We start from the raw sequence: 20134 nt of genomic DNA, 5'->3' as shown, positions 1-20134 counted from the left end.
ACCGTGTCCGGCTGGACTGACGGAGCTGATGAATGAGTACCTCCAGCGAGAAGGTTGTCGAGGCTCTCCGCGCCGCGATGAAGGAGGCGGAGCGGCTGCGCAAGCAGAACAGGCAGTTCGTCGCGGCCGCCACCGAACCGATCGCGATCATCGGGATGGCGTGCCGCTTCCCCGGCGGCATCAGCTCGCCGGAGGACCTGTGGGAGCTGGTGTCGTCCGGGCGTGACGCGATCACCGGCTTCCCGGCCGACCGCGGCTGGGACGTCGACGCGTTGCTGGGCAGCGGCGTCGACGAACGCGGCCACAGCGTCTCGGTGCAGGGCGGCTTCCTGCACGGTATCGCGGACTTCGACCCGGCCTTCTTCGGCATCTCGCCGCGCGAGGCCGTGACGATGGACCCCCAGCAGCGCCTGCTGCTGGAAACGTCTTGGGAGGCGCTGGAACGCTCCGGCATCGACCCGTCGTCGTTGCGTGGTTCCCGCACCGGTGTTTTTGTCGGCACCAACGGCCAGGACTACGAGCATCTGCTGATTCGCGGCCTCGATGACGCGACAGGCGACGTCGGCACCGGCATCGCCGCCTCCGCTGAGTCCGGCCGCATCTCCTATGCCCTGGGCCTCGAAGGCCCAACGCTGACTGTCGACACGGCCTGCTCCTCTTCTTTGGTGGCGATGCACCTGGCCGTGCACGCGTTGCGCGCGGGGGAGTGCTCGCTCGCGCTCGCCGGTGGCGTCAACGTCATGTGCACGCCCGGCTCGTTGGTCGAGTTCTCGCGTCAGGGCGGTCTCGCGCGCAACGGCCGTTGCAAGGCCTTCTCCGACGATGCCGACGGCACGGGCTGGTCCGAGGGCGTCGGCGTGCTCGCTCTCGCCCGCCTGTCCGACGCTCAGTCGCTGGGCTACCCGGTGCTCGCCGTCGTGCGCGGTTCCGCCGTCAACTCCGATGGCGCGTCCAACGGCTTCACCGCCCCCAACGGCCGCGCGCAGCAGCGGGTGATCAGGGCGGCTCTCGACCGCGCGGGCCTGACTCCCTCCGACGTCGACGTCGTCGAAGCCCACGGCACCGGCACCCCTCTCGGCGACCCGATCGAGGCCCGCAGCCTCCTCGCCGCGTACGGCGCCAACCGTGTCACGCCTTTGCTCCTGGGTTCGGTCAAGTCGAACATCGGCCACACCCAGGCCGCCGCCGGTGTCGCCGGCGTCATCAAGATGGTGCAGGCGATGCGGCACGGCGTCGTGCCCGCCACGCTGCACGTCTCCCGCCCGTCCACCCACGTCGACTGGACCACCGGCTCGGTCGAACTCGCCACCTCAGCCGTCTCGTGGCCCGCCTCCGACCGTGCGCCTCGTGCCGCCGTCTCGTCGTTCGGCGTCTCCGGCACGAACGCCCACGTGATCTTGGAAGGCCCGCCCGCCCCAGAATTGTCAGACCTGCCTGAGACGATTGGAGTGGGGACCCGATCCCCCCAGGGGGTCGGCCAATCGGGATCGATCCAGGTCAGCGTGCCGTGGCTGGTGTCGGCCAAGTCGGAGGCTTCTCTCGCGGCGCAGGTGGAGCGAGTGCGCGCGCTCGACGGTGACGCGGTGGACATCGGCTTCTCGTTGGCGGCCACGCGCGCGTTGTTCGAGCACCGCGCGGTGCTGCTGGACGGGGCCGAGATCGCGCACGGGCTGGCGCGGCGGACCGAGCTCGCGCTGTTGTTCTCCGGCCAGGGTGCCCAGCGCGTGGGCATGGGCAAGGGGCTCTACGAGGCGTTCCCGGTCTTCCGCGAGGCGTTCGACGAGGTCCTCCAGCACCTGGACCCGGCCCTCCGCGACATCATGTGGGGCGACGAGGAAGCGCTGAACCAGACGGGCAACACGCAGCCCTCGCTGTTCGCGTTCCAGGTCGCCCTCTACCGGCTGCTGGAGTCCTACGGCGTCACGCCCGCGCACGTCACCGGCCACTCGATCGGCGAGATCGCCGCCGCGCACGTCGCGGGCGTGTTCACCCTGGAAGACGCGGCGAAACTCGTCACCGAACGCGCGCGCCTGATGCAGGCGCTGCCACCAGGCGGCGTGATGATCGCGATCCAGGCGACCGAGGACGAGGTCACCCCGCACCTGACGCCAGGCATCTCCATCGCGGCCATCAACGGGCCCGACGCGCTCGTCGTCGCGGGCGTGGAGCAGGAAGCTCACGCGCTGGTCACGAACTTCGCGGGCCGCAAGACCAAGCAGCTGGCCGTCAGCCACGCGTTCCACTCGCCGCTGATGGACCCGATGCTCAACGACTTCCTCGCAGCCATCGGCGGAATCGCCTTCCACAGCCCGGCGATCCCGATGGCCGGCGATGTGACGAACCCCGAGTACTGGGTCCGCCACGTCCGCGACGCCGTCCGGTTCCACGACGCTGTCACCGGCTTGGGCGACAAGACGTTCCTCGAGATCGGTCCCGACGGCGTGCTGGCAGCGCTGGTGGACGGTGCTATTCCGACTCAGCGCAAGGACCGCGACGAGCGCACCGCGTTCATCACCGCACTCGCACGCCTGCACGTCGCGGGCGTGGCGGTCGACTGGAAGCCGTTCTATCCCAACGGAAAGCGCGTCGACGTCCCCACCTACGCGTTCCAGCACGACCGTTACTGGCCGTCGGTGTCGGTCAGCACAGGTGACGCGGTGAGTCTCGGCCTCACTCCGGCCGAGCACCCGTTGCTGGGCGCGGCGATGACCGTCGCGGGCTCCGGCGAGCTGATCCTCACCGGCACGCTGTCGAAGACGTCCTGGCTCGCCGACCACGTCGTGTTCCCGACCGCGGGCGTGTTGGAGTTGGCGTTCCGCGCCGCCGACCTCGCGGGCTACGAACGCGTCGAGGAGTCCAGGCAGGTCGCGCCGCTGGTGCTGCCGGACAGCGGGTCCGTTCAGGTGCAGTTCCAGGTCGGGCGCGACGGCGCGTTCCGGTTCCACGCACGGCGCGCGGACCAGGACTGGGTCGAGCACGCGAACGGCCGGCTCGGCCAAGGCCTTCCGGCGCCGGCCAAGGACACCGAGTGGCCGCCGAAGGGCGGGACCGTCGTCGACCTCGACGGCTTCTACGACGAAACGCCCTACGGGGAAGCATTCCAGGGACTGCGCGCGGCTTGGCGACGAGGCCAGGAGGTCTTCGCCGAAGTCGCATTGCCCGTCGACGCCAAGGGCTTCGGCGTCCACCCGGCACTGCTCGACGCGGCCACCCACGCGGCCACGTTCCTCGGGCTCGACGGAGTTCCCAGCAGCTGGCGCGGTGTCTCCCTGCATGCGAACGCGGCGGAGGTCTTGAGAGTTCGACTGTCCGCTGTGGACGGTGGCATCGCGCTGAATGCAGTCGACGTCGCAGGTGAGCCTGTGCTGGCGGCCGAGTCCGTGAGCATCGAGCCGCTCGGCGAGCTGACCGCGCAGAGCATCAACTCGCTGTTCCGCCTCGACTGGGTGCCCGTCACCTACACACCCGGCAGCGCGATGGTCGTGCACGTGTCCGAAGGGACGGCGCACGAGCTGGCCGCAGAAGCGCTTGCCACGCTTCAACAAGCCACCGAACGCCTGATCTTCGTCACGCGCGGCGCTGTCACCGGTGACGACGTCGCGGCCGCCGCCGTCTGGGGCCTGGTGCGGTCCGCTCAGACCGAGAACCCCGGCCAGTTCCTGCTCGTCGACCTCGACGACGCCCCCGAGTCGGAAGCGGTGTTGCCCGGCCTCGGCGGACTGATCGACTCGGGAGAGACGCAGGTCGTTGTGCGTGCTGGCGAGGTCTTCGCGGCCAGGCTGGCCCGCGCACCCGAAAGCGTTGCGCGCGAGTGGGATTCCGATGGCACCGTGCTGATCACCGGTGGCACGGGCGGCCTCGGCGCCGTCATCGCCCGCCACCTCGTGACCCGCGGTCAACGCAAGCTGCTGCTGGTCAGCCGACGTGGCCTCGACGCCCCCGGTGCGGCCGACCTGCGCGACGAGCTCGTCGCGTTGGGTGCGGAGGTCGAGGTGAAGTCCTGCGACGTCACCGAACGCGCGGCTGTCGCCTATTTGCTCGACGGTGTGCAGCTGACCGCTGTCATTCACACCGCTGGCGTGCTGGACGATGGCGTGATCGGTTCGCTGACGCCTGAGCGTCTTTCCACCGTCATGCGCCCGAAGGTCGACGCCGCGTGGCACCTGCACGAGCTCGCCGGCGACGCGCAGCTCATCCTGTTCTCGTCGGTGTCCGGCGTGATGGGTGCCGCCGGACAAGGAAACTACGCGGCCGCCAACGCTTTCCTCGACTCTCTCGCCGCGCACCGCCGCGGACTCGGCCTGCCCGCACTGTCGTTGGCCTGGGGCGCCTGGGACACCGGCATGACATCCACTTTGGACTCTGCTGATCTGCGCCGCATGCCGATGCTGTCCGTGGAACAGGGGCTGGCGCTCTTCGACGCGGCCATCTCGTCCGACGAGACGCTGCTCGTCCCGCTCGCTTCTGGTGGCGCAGCACAAGGTGACGTTCCGGCGATCATGCGCGGCCTGGTGCGGTCCGGTCGGCGCACGGCCGCGCGCGAGGTCGTCGGTGGCCTGCGCGCAAAGCTCAGCGGGCCCAGTGCCGAACGCATGCGGATCATCGTCGACGTCGTGCGCGCCGAGGCCGCGAAGGTCATCGGTTACGCGAACGCTGACGCGGTGGGCGCGGAAAAGGAGTTCCGCGCGCTCGGGTTCGACTCGCTGACCGCGATCGAGCTGCGCAACGCCCTGGCGCTCGCCACCGGGCTCACGCTGCCCGCCACACTGATCTTCGACTACCCGACGCCGCTGCTCCTGGCCGAGCACCTGCTCGCCGAGCTGACCGGTGAGGGCGCGGACCTCGACGTGTCCGCGCAGGGCGTGGCCGACGCGGACGACCCGATCGTCATCGTCGGCATGGCGTGCCGTTTCCCCGGCGGCGTCACGACTCCCGAGGACCTGTGGCGGCTGCTGGCCGACGGCACCGACGCGATCGCGAGCTTCCCGACCGACCGCGGCTGGGAGCAGGACGCGCTCGCGGCCGGCGGCACGGTCGAAGGCGGGTTCCTCTACGGTGCGGCGGAGTTCGACCCGGCGTTCTTCGGCATCTCGCCGCGCGAAGCCCTCGCGATGGACCCGCAGCAACGCCAGCTGCTCGAGGTCGCCTGGGAGGCCGTCGAACGCGCGGGCATCAACGCCGCCACGTTGCGCGGCTCCAACACCGGCGTTTTCGTCGGCACGAACGGCCAGGACTACACGAACCTCGTGCTGCGGGCGCGCGGCGACATCGAGGGCCACGCCTCGACCGGCCTCGCCGCCGCGGTGATCTCCGGCCGGCTCTCCTACACGTTCGGCTTCGAGGGCCCTGCGCTCACGATCGACACCGCTTGCTCGTCTTCGTTGGTGGCTCTGCACCTGGCCGCCCAGTCGCTGCGATCAGGCGAGTCGTCTCTAGCACTTGTCGGCGGCGTGACCGTCATGTCCACGCCGATGAACTTCGCCGGCTTCAACGCTCAGGGCGGCCTCGCCGCGGACGCCCGCTGCCGAGCCTTCTCCGACAACGCCGAAGGCACCGGCTGGGCCGAGGGCGTCGGCGTGCTCGTCGTCGAACGCCAGTCCGATGCCCTGCGCAACGGCCACACCGTGCTGGCCGTGGTGCGCGGCTCGGCCGTGAACCAGGACGGCGCCTCCAACGGCCTGACCGCCCCGAACGGCCCCGCGCAGCAACGCGTGATCCGCCAAGCCCTCGCCAACGCCGGACTGTCCACTTCGGACGTCGACGCCGTCGAAGCGCACGGCACGGGAACGCGTCTCGGTGACCCGATCGAGGCCCAGGCGCTGCTCGCCACCTACGGCCGCGACCGCTCCGGCGCCCCGCTCTACCTGGGCGCGATCAAGTCGAACCTCGGCCACACCCAAGCCGCCGCTGGCGTCGCCGGCGTGATCAAGATGGTGCTCGCCTTCCAGCACGGCCTGCTGCCCCAGACCCTGCACGTCACGACGCCTTCATCGCACGTCGACTGGTCCGCGGGCGCCGTCGAGCTGCTCACGACCAACACCCCGTGGCCCGCCACCGACCGCCCGGCCCGCGCCGGCGTCTCGTCGTTCGGCCTCTCCGGCACCAACGCCCACGTGATCTTGGAAGGCCCGCCGGGGATCCCCCCGTTTTCCAGCGTATCGACTTCGCCGCGCGCTCTGACCGCTGCGCCGGAATCTGTGGACAACTCGCCGCCTGTGGACAACTCGGCAGTTGTCGATCTTCCCGCCCCGGAACTGTCGGTGCCGCGTGAGACGATTGGAGTGGGGACCTCGGTCTCCCCCTGGGGGGCCCAGTCGGGATCGATTCCGTGGCTGGTGTCGGCGAAGTCCGCGGCGGCGTTGGAGGCGCAGGTCGAGCGGGTCCGGGCTGTTGAGGCGGACGCGCTTGACGTTGGGTATTCGCTGCTGCACCAGCGCACGTTGTTCGAGCACCGGGCCGTGTTGTTGGACGGCGATGTACTGGCCAGTGGTGAGGCGTCGGGGAAGACGCTGGCGATGCTGTTCTCCGGGCAAGGAGCGCAGCGGCTGGGCATGGGGCGTGAGCTGTATGAAGCGTTCCCGGCGTTCAAGCGGGCGTTGGACGAGGTCTCCGAGCACCTCCAAGGCGTTCGCGAGGTCATGTGGGGTGACGACGCCGAGGCGCTGAACCAGACGGGGAACACGCAACCCGCGCTGTTCGCGGTCGAGGTGGCGCTGTACCGGCTGGTGGAGTCGTTCGGCGTCGTCCCGCGCCTGCTCGCTGGACATTCGATCGGCGAGATCGCGGCCGCGCACGTTGCGGGCGTGCTGAGCCTCGAAGACGCGGCGAAGCTCGTCAAAGCGCGCGCTGAGCTCATGCAGAACCTGCCCGCCGGTGGCGTGATGATCGCGCTGCAGGCCACCGAGGACGAAGTCAGCCCGCATCTCACGAGCGGCGTGTCGATCGCGGCGATCAACGCGCCCGACTCGCTGGTCGTCGCGGGTGTTGAGAGCGAAGTGCGCGCAGTCGCCAAGCAGTTCCAAGGGCGCAAGACCAAGCAGCTCCAGGTCAGCCATGCGTTCCACTCGCCGTTGATGGAGCCGATGCTGGACGACTTCCGCGAAAAAATCGCGGGAATCCCGTTCAACGAGCCGAAGATCCCGATCGCGACGACGGGTGACGTCACGGATCCCGAGTACTGGGTCAGCCATGTCCGCGACACGGTCCGGTTCACTGACAACGTCGCGCGGCTCAAGGAGCAGGGCGCGAACGCGTTTCTGGAGATCGGGCCCGACGGGGTGCTGGCCGCGTTGGTCGACCAAGCGATTCCGGTGCTGCGCAAGGACAGGAGCGAGCACAGGGCGTTGATGAGCGCGCTGGCGAGCCTGCACGTCAGCGGGGTTCACGTCGAGTGGTCGAGCTTCTACCGGGGCGGGCGTGGCGTTGACCTGCCGACGTATCCGTTCCAGCACGAGCGGTTCTGGCCGGAGGCGGCGACCGGCGCGATGGCGGCGGACCCGGCCGATGCGGCGTTCTGGACCGCAGTGGAGCAGGAGGACGTCGCGTCGCTCGCCGCCACGCTCGACCTCGACGGCGAGACGCTCGCGGGTGTGCTGCCTGCGCTGTCGGCCTGGCGGGGCAAGCGCAAGGCGCAGTCCACTGTGGAGTCGTGGCTGCACCGGGAGAACTGGCAGCCCGTCGTCGGTCTGATCGCGCAGCCCGGCAAGTGGCTGGCGGTCGTGCCGGTTGAGGTGGCCGAAGATCCGTGGGTGACCACGCTCATCGGCGCGCTCGGAGATGTCACGACCTTCGGTGTCGCATGGGCTGACCGCGAGCACCTCGCGGGGCAGCTCGTGGAGTTCGCGCAGGTGCCGTTCACCGGTGTGGTGTCGTTGCTGGCGTTGGACGACCTCGGTGAGCTCGCTCCGGTCACCAGCACCACCGCGCTGATCCAGGCGCTCGGCGACGCCGGTGTCATGGCGCCGCTGTGGGCCGTGACGCGCGGCGCGGTGTCGACCGGGCGTGCGGACGCGGTCAGCGACCCCTGGCAGGCAGGCGTGTGGGGGCTCGGCCGGGTGGCCGCGCTGGAGCACCCGAACCGCTGGGGTGGCCTGGTGGATCTGCCCGCCGAGCTGGACGAACGCGCGGCGCAACGGTTTGCGGCGGCGCTGACCAGCGACGAGGACCAGGTCGCCATCAGGGCGTCCGGGGTGTTCGGGCGGCGGATTCTTGTTGCGCCACGGGCGTCTCAGGAGTGGCAGCCGACCGGCACCGTGGTGATCACCGGCGGCACCGGCGCGCTGGGCAAGCACGTTGCGCGTGATCTTGTTGCTCGTGGTGCGGAGAAGGTCGTTCTGCTGAGCCGGCGCGGGGTGGACGCACCTGGTGCGGCGGAAATCGTGGCAGAGCTGGGCGTTGAGGTCGTCAAGTGCGACGTCGCGAACCGCGCGGAACTGGCCGCGGTGCTGACGGACGACGTCAAAGCCGTTGTGCACGCGGCTGGTGTGTTGGATGACGGTGTGCTCGACGGCCTCACGCCGGAGCGGTTCACGGATGTGTTCCAGGCGAAGGTCACTTCCGCGTTTCTGCTCGACGAACTGACCCGCGAACTGGACCTCGACGCGTTCATCTTGTTCTCGTCGGTCGCCGGCGCGATCGGCAATCCCGGTCAGGCCAACTACGCTGCCGCCAACGCCGTGCTCGACGCCATTGCCGCGCAGCGCCGTGAACTGGGCCTTGCCGCGACGTCGATCGCGTGGGGTGCGTGGACCGGCGACGGCATGGCGGGCGAGGAACGGGTTGCGCAGACCATCAAGTCCGTTGGCGCGTCCACTTTGGACCCGGAGCTGGCGGTCGCGGCGATGCGAGGCGTCGTGGCGGAAACCACCGTCGTCATCGCGGACATCCATCACCCGCAGCTGCTCAGCGCGTTGCTGAGCCTGCGGCCGTCGCCTGTGCTGGCCGAACTGCCCGGCGCCCGAGAGGTGCTGGACGAGCTGGCGGCCGCACGGCGCGACAGCGAGTCGGCCGCGGCGGAACTGCGTCGCAGCCTGCGTGAACTGCCTGCCGCGGAACGGATCGAGCCTGTCCTGGAACTGGTCCGCACGCGGGCCGCCCAGGTGCTCGGGCACTCCGGCAAAGAGGCGGTGGCGAGCGACAAGGCGTTCCGCGACATCGGATTCGACTCGCTGACGGCGGTCGAGCTGCGCAACCACCTCACCGAGATCACCGGCCTCGCGCTGCCCGCCGGGCTCGTGTTCGACTACCCGTCGCCACGTGCGCTGGCCGAGCACCTGCTCGCTTCCTTGCTCGGCGAGGGCGGCGACGCTGACGACGTGTCGGTCGTGCAGACCACCGACGACATCGCGATCGTCGGCATGGCCTGCCACTTCCCGAATGGCATCGACTCGCCGGAAGACCTGTGGCGGCTGCTGGTCGCGGGCGAAGACGCGATGTCGGACTTCCCGACCGACCGCGGCTGGGACCTGGCCGCACTGCAGAGCTCGACCTTGCGCGGTGGCTTCCTGACCGGCGTCGCCGACTTCGACCCGGCGTTCTTCGGCATCTCGCCGCGGGAAGCGCTGGCGATGGACCCGCAGCAGCGCCTCCTGCTCGAAACCTCGTGGGAGGCCGTCGAACGAGCCGGCGTCGACCCGGCATCGTTGCGCGGCTCGCGGACCGGAGTTTTCGTCGGCACGAACGGGCAGGACTACCAGCACGTCGTCATGGCGTCCAACGAAGACCTTGAAGGCCACGCAGGTACGGGTCTCGCGGCTTCGGTGATCTCCGGCCGCATCTCCTACGCGTTGGGCTTGGAGGGGCCGGCGGTCACGATCGACACGGCGTGCTCGTCGGCTCTGGTGGCGCTGCACCTTGCCGCGCAGGCGTTGCGCGGCGGCGAGTGCTCGCTCGCGCTGGCCGGTGGCGTGACGGTGATGGCCACGCCGACATCGTTCTCCGGCTTCTCACGGCAGGGCGGGCTTGCGCCGGACGGCCTGTGCAAGGCGTTCTCGGAGTCCGCCGACGGCACGGGCTGGTCCGAAGGCGTCGGCATCCTGGTCGTCGAACGGCTTTCTGATGCTCTTGCCGCTGGACACCCGGTGCTGGCAGTCGTGCGCGGTTCGGCGTTCAACCAGGACGGCGCCTCCAACGGCCTGACCGCCCCGAACGGCCCGTCGCAGCAGCGTGTGATCCGGCAAGCGCTTGCGTCCGGTGGGTTGTCGCCGTCCGATGTGGACGCTGTCGAGGCGCACGGCACCGGAACCGTGCTGGGCGACCCGATCGAGGCGCAGGCGCTGCTCACCGTCTACGGGCAGGATCGCGTCGACCCGTTGTGGCTGGGCTCGGTGAAGTCGAACCTCGGCCACACGCAGGCGGCGGCCGGTGCGGCTGGCGTGATCAAGATGGTGCTCGCGTTCCAGCACGGCGTGTTGCCGCGGACCCTGCACGTCACCGAGCCGTCCTCGCACATCGACTGGTCGTCTGGCGAGGTCTCGCTGCTCACCGAGAACACCCCGTGGCCTGCCGTGGATCGGCCGTGGCGGGCGGGTGTGTCGTCGTTCGGCATCTCGGGCACGAACGCGCACGTAATCCTCGAAGCCGCAACCGCTTCTCCGGTTTCTGTGGACAACTCGGCACCTGTGGACAACCCCGCCCTTGTCGATCTTGCCGGGCCGAAATCATCGGCCTCCCGTGGGACGATTGGAGTGGGGACCTCGGTCTCCCCCTGGGGGGCCCAGACGGGATCGATTCCGTTGGTGGTGTCGGCGAAGTCGGCGGGGGCGCTGCGGGCCCAGGTCGAGCGGATCAAAGCGGTCGAGGCGGCCGAGGTCGATGTCGCGTATTCGCTGGTGAAGTCGCGGGCGTTGTTCGAACACCGGGCCGTGCTGTTCGACGGGGCCGAGGTTGCCAGCGGGGTGGCGGGGGAGCACACGCTGGCGGTGTTGTTCTCCGGGCAGGGCTCGCAGCGGCTGGGCATGGGCAAGGAGCTGTATCAGAGGTTCCCGGAGTTCGCGGACGCGTTCGACGACGTGCTGGCGCACCTCGACGCGGAGCTGAAGAGCGTCGTCTGGGGTGAGGACGAGGAGCGGCTCAACCAGACCGGGTACACGCAGCCGGCGTTGTTCGCGTTCCAGACCGCGCTCTACCGGTTGCTGCAGGCGTTCGGGATCAAGCCCGCCCACCTCGCGGGTCACTCGATCGGCGAGATCGCGGCGGCCCACGTCGCGGGCGTGCTCAGCCTGGAGGACGCGGCGAAGCTCGTCACCGAACGCGCGCGGCTCATGCAGGCGCTGCCGCAGACGGGTGCCATGGTGGCGGTGCAAGCGACCGAAGAAGAGATCAGCCGGCACCTGACGAGCAAGGTGTCGATCGCAGCGATCAACGGGCCGAGCTCGGTCGTGATCGCGGGCGACGAAGAAGAAGTCGAAGCCATCGCGCAGCAGTGGAAGCACAAGAGGCTGCGGGTCAGCCACGCGTTCCACTCGCCGTTGATGGAACCGATGCTGGACGAGTTCCGTGAGGCAATCGCTGGCATCCAGTTCAACGAGCCCAAGATCCCGATCAGTGCGACAGGCGACGTCACCGACCCCGAGTACTGGGTCCGCCACGTGCGGGACGCGGTCCGGTTCACCGACAACGTCGCGAAGATCCCGGCCACCAAGTTCCTCGAGGTCGGGCCGGACGGGGTGCTGTCCGCGCTCGTCGACCAGGCGATTCCCGCACAGCGCAAGAACAAGACCGAGGAGGCCGCACTGGCCGCCGCGCTCGGTCAGCTGCACGTCGACGGAATCAACGTCGACTGGACGCCATGGCTCACCGGTGGGCGCCTCGTTGCCCTGCCGACCTACCCGTTCGACCACGAGCGGTTCTGGCCCAAGGCCACAGTGGGCGGACGCGCCGGAGATCCAGCCGCGTACGGGCTCAGGTCCGGCGGGCACCCGTTGCTGGGGGCGGCCATCGCGGTCGCGGGCACGGACGAGCTGGTGCTCAGCGGACGCCTCAGCCTCACGACGCACCCGTGGATCGCGGACCACGTCGTCGGCGGCGCGGTGTTGTTCCCCGGCACAGGGTTCCTGGACTTCGCGATCCGCGCCGGCGACATGGTCGGCTGCGACCGCGTCGACGGGCTCACGATCGTGGTCCCGCTGGTGCTGCCGGAACGGGATGCCGTCGCGGTTCAGGTGCGGGTCGGCGGGCCGGATGATCATGGGCGCAGGACTGTCAGCGTTCACTCGCAGCTGCCCGACTCCGACGAGTGGATCCAGCACGCCAGCGGAACACTGGCGGAAGGGCCGCACCGGGCCGAGTTCGACACCAGCGAGTGGCCGCCCGCGAACGCCGAAGAGCTTGGCCTGGAAGCGTTCTACGAGACGTTGGCGGAAGGCGGACTGGCTTACGGGCCGATCTTCCGCGGACTGCGGCAGGCTTGGCGCAACGGTGACGAAGTGCTGGTCGAGGTCGCGCTGCCGGACACCGTGGAAGACGCCGCCACGTTCGGTGTGCACCCCGCGTTGCTCGATTCCGCGCTGCACGCCATCACGTTCGTCGACGGGGCCGGCCAAGGGCTGCCGTTCGAGTGGAACGGCGTGTCCCTGCACGCCATCGGGCCGTCGCGGCTGCGGGTGAGGTTGAAGCACACCGGCGGCGACGCGGTTGAGGTCACTGCGGTCGACGTCGAGGGCGCGCCGGTGCTGTCGGTGAAGTCGCTGGTGGTCAGGACGCCGTCCGCGAACGCGCCCGCCAATCCTGTTGCGGAGTCGTTGTTCCGCGTCGACTGGGTGCCCGTGCAGGTCGGCGAAGCGGCCGAGATCGACGCGCAGGTCGTGGAAATCAGCGGTGGCGGCGATGCGGCAGCCGTTCACGAGACGACCAAGCGGGTGCTGGAGATCCTGCAGAACGCGGAAGAGCGCGTTGTTTTCGTGACGCGGGGCGCTGCGACGATCGGGGATGAGCCGATCACCGATCTCGGTGCGGCGGCCGCGTGGGGCCTCGTCAGGTCTGCTCAGGCGGAGAATCCCGGCAAGTTCCTGCTGGTCGACCTGGACGAGCGAAGCGCACTGACGCCCGGCATGCTGGTCACCGAGGAACAGCAGCTGATCGTGCGGGACGGCACCGTCCACGCTGGACGGCTGGCGCGTCTGCAGACCGGGCCGACGCTCGTGCCGCCCACCGGAACGCCGTGGCGCCTCGACACCACGTCGAAGGGCAGCCTCGACAACCTCGTGCTGGCGCCGTGGACGCCGGAACCGTTGCAGGGCAAGCAGGTCCGGATCGCGATCCGGGCGGCCGGGCTCAACTTCCGGGACGTGCTGAACGCGCTCGGCATGTATCCAGGCGAGGCCGGCTCGTTCGGCGCGGAGGCCGCGGGTGTGGTCACCGAGCTCGGGCCCGAATGCACCGAGCTGAAGGTCGGCGATCCCGTGTTCGGCATGCTGTTCGGCGGCATGGGACCGGTCGGCGTCATCGAAGAGCCTTACCTGACCAGGCTTCCGGACGGGTGGACCTTCGAGCAGGGCGCCTCGGTGCCGCTGGTGTTCCTGACCGCCTACTACGCGTTGATCGAGCTCGGCAACGTGCGGCCAGGGGAGAAGGTCCTCGTCCACGCCGGCGCGGGTGGCGTTGGCATGGCGGCGATCCAGGTCGCGCAGCACCTCGGCGCGGAGGTGTTCGCCACCGCCAGCGAGGGCAAGTGGGACGTGCTGCGCGGACTCGGGCTCGACGACGCGCACATCGGCAACTCCCGCGACACCGGTTTCGAGCAGAAGTTCCCGCAGGTGGACGTCGTGCTGAACGCGTTGACCGGCGAGTTCATCGACGCCTCGCTGCGGCTGCTCGGCGAGGGCGGGCGGTTCCTGGAGATGGGCAAGACCGATCTGCGGGAGGACGTGCCGGGCATCTTCTACCGGCCGTTCGACCTCGGTGAGGCGCACCCCGACCACATCCAGCGCATGCTCGTCGCGCTGGTCGAGCTGTTCGAGCGCAACGTTCTCAAGCCGTTGCCGATCGCCGCGTGGGACGTGCGACGGGCGCGTGACGCGTTCCGGTTCATGAGCCGGGCCAAGCATGTGGGCAAGATCGTGATCACCGTGCCCGCGGGCTGGGATCCCGACGGCACCGTGCTGATCACCGGCGGTGCCGGTGGTCTCGGTGCGGAGCTGGCACGGCATCTCGTCGCGCAGGGCGTGCGGAAGCTGTTGCTGCTCAGCCGCCGCGGCCTTGAATCGCCCGGTGCCGCTGAGTTGGCGGAACTGGACGCGGACGTCACCATCGCGGCTTGTGACGTGGCCGACCGGGCTGCGCTCGCTGCAGTCCTCAGTGGACACGACGTGACCGCCGTTGTGCACACGGCTGGTGTGCTGGACGACGGTGTGATCGCGTCGATGACGTCGGAGCGGCTGGAGAAGGTGCTGCGGCCCAAGGTGGACGCGGCCTGGAACCTGCATTCCTTGCTGCCTGAGGCGCACTTCGTCCTGTACTCGTCGGTGTCCGGCGTGCTCGGCACGGCCGGGCAGGGCAACTACGCGGCGGGCAACGCGTTCCTGGACGCGCTGGCGGCTTTCCGGCGTTCTGCCGGGCTGCCTGCGGTGTCTTTGGCTTGGGGTGCTTGGACGTCTGAGGTCGGCATGACGAAGACGATGGACGCGGCCGCGTTGGAGCGGCTGGAGAAGTCGTCGATGCCGCCGATCTCGCTGGAGCACGGCCTGGCGCTGTTCGACGCGGCCATCGGGGTGGACGAACCGCTGGTCGTGCCGGCACGGATCATCACCGGGGTCAGCACCACGATGGTGCCGCCGTTGCTGCGCAACCTCTTGCGCAGTGGCAGGCGGACTGCGGCACAGGGAACCGTTGCGTTGCAGGGCCTGCAGGACGTGCGGCCGGCCGAGCGGGTCAGGACCCTGGTGGATCTGGTGCGCGGAGAGGCCGCCGCGGTGCTGGGGCACTCGTCGGCCGAGGCGATCGACGCGGACCGCGAGTTCCGGCAGCTGGGTTTCGACTCGCTGACGTCGGTGGAGCTGCGCAACCGGCTCGGCACGGCGACGGGGCTGACGTTGCCCGCGACGCTGGTGTTCGACTACCCGACGCCGCAAGCGTTGGCGGAGCACCTGATCGCTTCGTTGTTCGGCGGCTCTGCGGAGGTCGAGGACTCCGTGCGGATCAGCGACGAGGCCATCGCGATCGTCGGCATCGCCTGCAAGTTCCCCGGTGGTGTGTCGTCGCCGGAGGAGCTGTGGGAGCTCGTGCTCGGCGGGCGGGACGCGATCGGCGGGTTCCCGGCCGACCGCGGCTGGGACGAGAACCTCGTCGGCGACGGCGCCGGGCAGTCCGTGACCGGGCAGGGAGGATTCATCGAGGGCATCGCGTCGTTCGACCCGGCGTTCTTCGGGATCTCGCCGCGCGAGGCCGTGTCGATGGATCCGCACCAGCGGCTCGTGCTGGAGACGTCGTGGGAGGCGCTGGAACGCACCGGAATCGACCCGCTTTCGCTGCGCGGATCGAGGACCGGTGTCTACGTCGGTGCTTCCGGGCAGGACTACGCGCACCTGATGCTCGCGTCGGAGCAGGCGCTGGAGGGTTACTCGGGCACCGGGACCTCGCCGAGCGTGATCGCTGGCCGGTTGTCTTATGCGCTGGGGCTCGAGGGGCCGTCGATGACGATCGACACGGCGTGCTCCTCGGCGTTGGTCGCGCTGCATTTGGCAGTGCAGGCCCTGCGGAACGGTGAGTGCTCTTTGGCGCTGGCCGGTGGTGTGCAGGTGATGTCGGCGCCGGGTGCGTTCATGGAGTTCTCGCTGCAGGACGGCCTTGCGCGTGACGGCCGATGCAAGCCGTTCTCGGATTCTGCTGATGGCACGGCTTGGTCTGAGGGTATCGGTGTGCTCGTGGTGGAGCGTCTGTCTGATGCCGTCGCTGCTGGGCATGACGTTCTTGCTGTCGTGCGTGGGTCTGCGGTCAACCAGGACGGTGCTTCCAACGGCCTGACGGCGCCTAACGGGCCGTCGCAACAGCGGGTGATCCGGCAGGCGTTGGCATCGGCTGGGCTGAAGTTCGCCGATGTCGACGCCGTGGAGGCGCACGGCACCGGCACGACCTTGGGTGACCCGATCGAGGCTCAGGCTTTGCTGGCCACCTACGGTCAGGACCGGGCCGAACCCTTGTTGCTCGGCTCGATCAAGTCGAACATCGGCCACACGCAGGCCGCCGCGGGTGCCGCCGGTGTGATCAAGATGGTGATGGCGCTGCGGCACGGACTGCTGCCGCGCACGATCAACGTCACCGCGCCTTCCTCGCACGTCGACTGGACGGCGGGTGCGGTGTCTCTGCTGACGTCCAACACGCCATGGCCTGCAACGGACCGTGTGCGGCGCGCCGGCGTCTCGTCGTTCGGCATCAGTGGCACGAACGCACACGTGATCTTGGAGGCGGCGCCGGGGATCCCCCCAATTTCCAGCGTACCGGTTGAAAATGCTGGTCAGGGCGGCGCAGCGGAATCTGTGGACAACTCGGCGCCTGTGGACAACTCGGTCGTTGTTGATCTTGCCGGCCCGGAATCGTCGGCCTCCCGTGCGACGATTGGAGTGGGGACCTCGCGTCCCCCCAAGGGGGCCCCGCTCGTTGTTTCGGCGAAGTCCCCCGCTTCGCTGCGCGCTCAGGTCGAGCGGATCCGGGCGGTCGAGGCTGACGCGTTCGACGTCGGGTTCTCGCTGTTGAAGCGGTCGCGGTTCGAGCACCGGGCGGTGTTGCTGGACGGCGCGGAGGTCGCGCAGGGGCAGGCGACCAGGCGCAAGCTGGCGGTCCTGTTCTCCGGGCAGGGGTCGCAGCGGATCAACATGGGCAAGGAGCTGTACGAGCGGTTCCCCGTGTTCCGGAAGGCGCTCGACGCCGTGCTGGAGCACGTTGATGTCCGCGACGTCATGTGGGGCGAGGACGAGCAGGAGCTCAACCAGACCGGGCACACGCAGCGGGCGTTGTTCGCGATCGAGGTGGCGCTGTTCCGGCTCGCGGAGGCGTTCGGGATCGAGCCGGACTTCGTCGGCGGGCACTCGGTCGGCGAGATCGCGGCCGCGCACGTCGCCGGTGTGCTGAGCCTCGAAGACGCCGCGAAGCTCGTCAACGCCAGGGCCGCGCTGATGCAGGCGCTTCCCGCGGGCGGTGCCATGATCGCGGTCGAAGCCACCGAGCAGGAAGTCGAAGTAACCGGCACGGTGTCGATCGCGGCCATCAACGGGCCGCGGGCGTTGGTGCTCGCAGGTGAGGAGAAGGCGGTCCAACAGGTCGCCGACGGGTTCGCCGCGCAGGGGCGCAAGACTAAGCGTTTGCCGGTCAGCCATGCGTTTCACTCGCCGTTGATGGAGCCGATGCTGGAGGACTTCCGCGCTGTCGTGACGGCGCTGGAGTTCGCCGCGCCCCGGATCCCCGTGGTGTCCAACGTGACCGGGCGCGTCGCGAATGGAGAGATCGCCGAGCCGGAGTACTGGGTGCGGCACGTCCGGGAAGCGGTGCGGTTCGCGGACGGCGTCAAAGCGCTGGAGGAAGCGGGCGTCAACGCGTTCCTGGAGATCGGGCCGGACGGGGTGTTGTCCGCGCTGGTCGACGGCTCGATTCCCGCGTTGCGCAAGGATCGCGACGAGACGACGGCGTGGCTCACCGCGCTCGCGAGGCTGCACGTCCAAGGGACCAACATCGACTGGGCGGAAGCGTTCGAAGGCACCGGGGCGAAGCGCGTCGACATCCCGACGTACGCGTTCGACCACGACCACTACTGGCCGACGCCGATGGCGCAGGCGGCCGACGCGTCCGGGCTCGGCCTCGGGCCTGCTGACCATCCGCTGCTGGGCGCCGCGATGACCGTCGCGCAGGAAGACGCGGTGGTGTTCACCAACCGGCTCGCGGTGGCGTTCCCGGAGACGGCGTTCGCGGAGATCGCGTTCCGGGCCGCGGACCAGGTCGGCTGCGGCACGGTCGAGGAGCTCACGATCACCGCACCGCTCATGCCCGGCGTGCTGCAGGTGTGGATCGGTGCGCCGGACAACGGAAAGCGCGCCCTGACCGTCTACACGCGACCGAACGACGAGCAGCCGTTCACCCAGATCGCACATGGCGTGCTCGCTGAAGGCGAGTACCGGGCCGGCTTCGAGGTCGGCGAGTGGCCGCCTAAGGGCGCCACGGCGATCGGCGAGCAGATCTGGCAGGCGGGCGACGCGATCTACGCGGAGGTCACGCTGCCGGAAGGCACGGCGGACGCCCAGTTCTACGGCGTGCACCCGGCACTGCTCGACTGCGCGACCAGGGTCGCCGAGGAAACCCAGGTGCCACTGGAATGGCACGGCGTCAGCCTCCACGCGGTCGGTGCCGACACGCTGAGGGTCAAGTTGAGCAACGGTGGGTTCGCCGCGGTCGACAAGAGCGGCGCACCGGTCGTGTCGGCACGGAACGTCGTCTTCGGAGCACCGCTCGCCGCGCAACAGCACCAGGACTCGCTGTTCCGCGTCGAGTGGGTGCCCGCACCGGAAACCCAGCCGGCAGCGGACGTTCGCGAGGTCCGGTTCAGCGGCGACACCGTCGAGCAGGCACATGAGTTCGCTGCCAAGGCATTGGAGCTGGTGCAGCAGTCCGAGGACCGACTGGTGTTCGTCACGAGCGGCCTGGCGGGCTCGACCGTCGAAGGACTTGTCCGCACGGCCCAGACGGAGAACCCCGGACGCTTCCTGCTCGTCGACACCGACGGCAGCGCCCCGTTGCCCACCGGCCTGCTCGACGCGGGGGAGACCCAGGTCCGTGTCCGTGAAAGCGGGATCTATGTCGCGCGCCTCGTCCGCGTCACCGACACGGTCGAACGGGCCGAGTGGGACCCGGAAGGCACCGTCCTGATCACCGGCGGCACCGGCGGCCTGGGCGCGGAACTGGCCAGGCACCTCGTCGCCGAGCGCAACGTCAAGCGCCTGCTGCTGATCTCCAGGCGCGGCGGTGACGCACCGGATGCCGTTGCACTGCAGGCAGAACTGACCGCGCACGGTGCGGACGTCACGATCGCTGCCTGCGACACCGCGGACCTGAAGGCGGTCAAGAAGGTCGTCAAGGGCGTGAAGCTGACTGCCGTCATCCACACGGCAGGTGTGCTCGACGACGGTGTCATCGGCTCGCTCACGCCCGAGCGCCTCACGACCGTCCTGAAACCCAAGGTCGACGGCGCATGGAACCTCCACGAGGCCACGAAGAAGCAGAAGCTCAAGGCGTTCGTGCTCTACTCGTCGGTGTCGGGTGTACTCGGCAGCGCGGGACAGGCCAACTACGCCGCGGCCAACGCGTTCCTCGACGCTCTCGCGGAACACCGGCGTGCTCAGGGGCTCGTCGCCACCTCGCTGGCTTGGGGTCCGTGGGCTCAAACCGGTGGTATGACGGCACATCTGCAGGACGGTGCGATGGACCGCATCGGCCGCACCGGAATGCCACCGCTGTCCGTCCGGCAGGGCATGGCGCTGTTCGACGACGCCACCTCACGCGAGGACGCCGTGCTCGTCCCCGCCCGCATCACCACCGGCCGCACCCACGGACCGGTCGCGGCGATCATGCGGGGCCTCGTCAAGGGCGGAAAGCGAACAGCCAACGGCGAGTCCACTGTGGACTTCACGGCGACGCTGAACGCAGTGCCGGCGGAGGAACGCGCGAAGTACCTGGTCGACCTCGTGCGCGGACACGCGGCGGGCGTCCTCGGCCACGCCACGCCCGCGGCGATCGACAACGACAAGCAGTTCCGCGACCTCGGCTTCGACTCGCTGACGGCCGTGGAGCTGCGCAACAGCCTCGCGTCCGCGACGGGCCTCAAGCTCCCCGCCGGCCTGGTCTTCGACTACCCGACGCCGGACGAGCTCGCCGCCTACCTCGCGGGCGAGCTGCTCGGCGACGACACCGGGCCGTCCATCACCGGCGAGCTCGACCGGCTGGAGGCCGCGCTGGCCGCCAGCTCGGCTGACGACCTGGCGCGGGACGGCGTCGCGGCCCGGCTGCGCAACCTGCTCGCCCAGTACGGCAGCAGCGCCAGGACCGAAGAGGCCGTGAGCGACCGCATCAACACCGCGACCGTCGACGACGTGTTCGCCTTCATCGACAACGAACTCGGCCGACGCACCGAGCGCTGACCCCATCTCGCGGACGG

The 20134-nt window shown here is 69.6% G+C and carries 1 protein-coding gene; it reads left to right on the top strand.

All coding sequences use genetic code 11. The features are described from left to right. Positions 1 to 32: 32 nt before the first annotated feature. The gene (locus DI276_RS52600; RefSeq protein ID WP_232837131.1) at positions 33 to 20117 is read left to right on the top strand and encodes a type I polyketide synthase; all 20085 of its coding nucleotides are present in this window, start codon (positions 33 to 35) and stop codon (positions 20115 to 20117) included. Positions 20118 to 20134 lie beyond the last annotated feature (17 nt).

This window comes from Lentzea terrae, assembly GCF_003265345.1.
Classification (GTDB): Bacteria; Actinomycetota; Actinomycetes; order Mycobacteriales; family Pseudonocardiaceae; genus Lentzea; species Lentzea terrae.
Note: the sequence above shows the minus strand (reverse complement) of the source record. Positions and strands in the feature narration are given on the sequence as shown.

Coding starts and splice junctions, on each gene's coding strand:
- DI276_RS52600 (WP_232837131.1), top strand. CDS start 33: ATGAGTACCTCCAGCGAGAAGGTTGTCGAGGCTCTCCGCGCCGCGATG.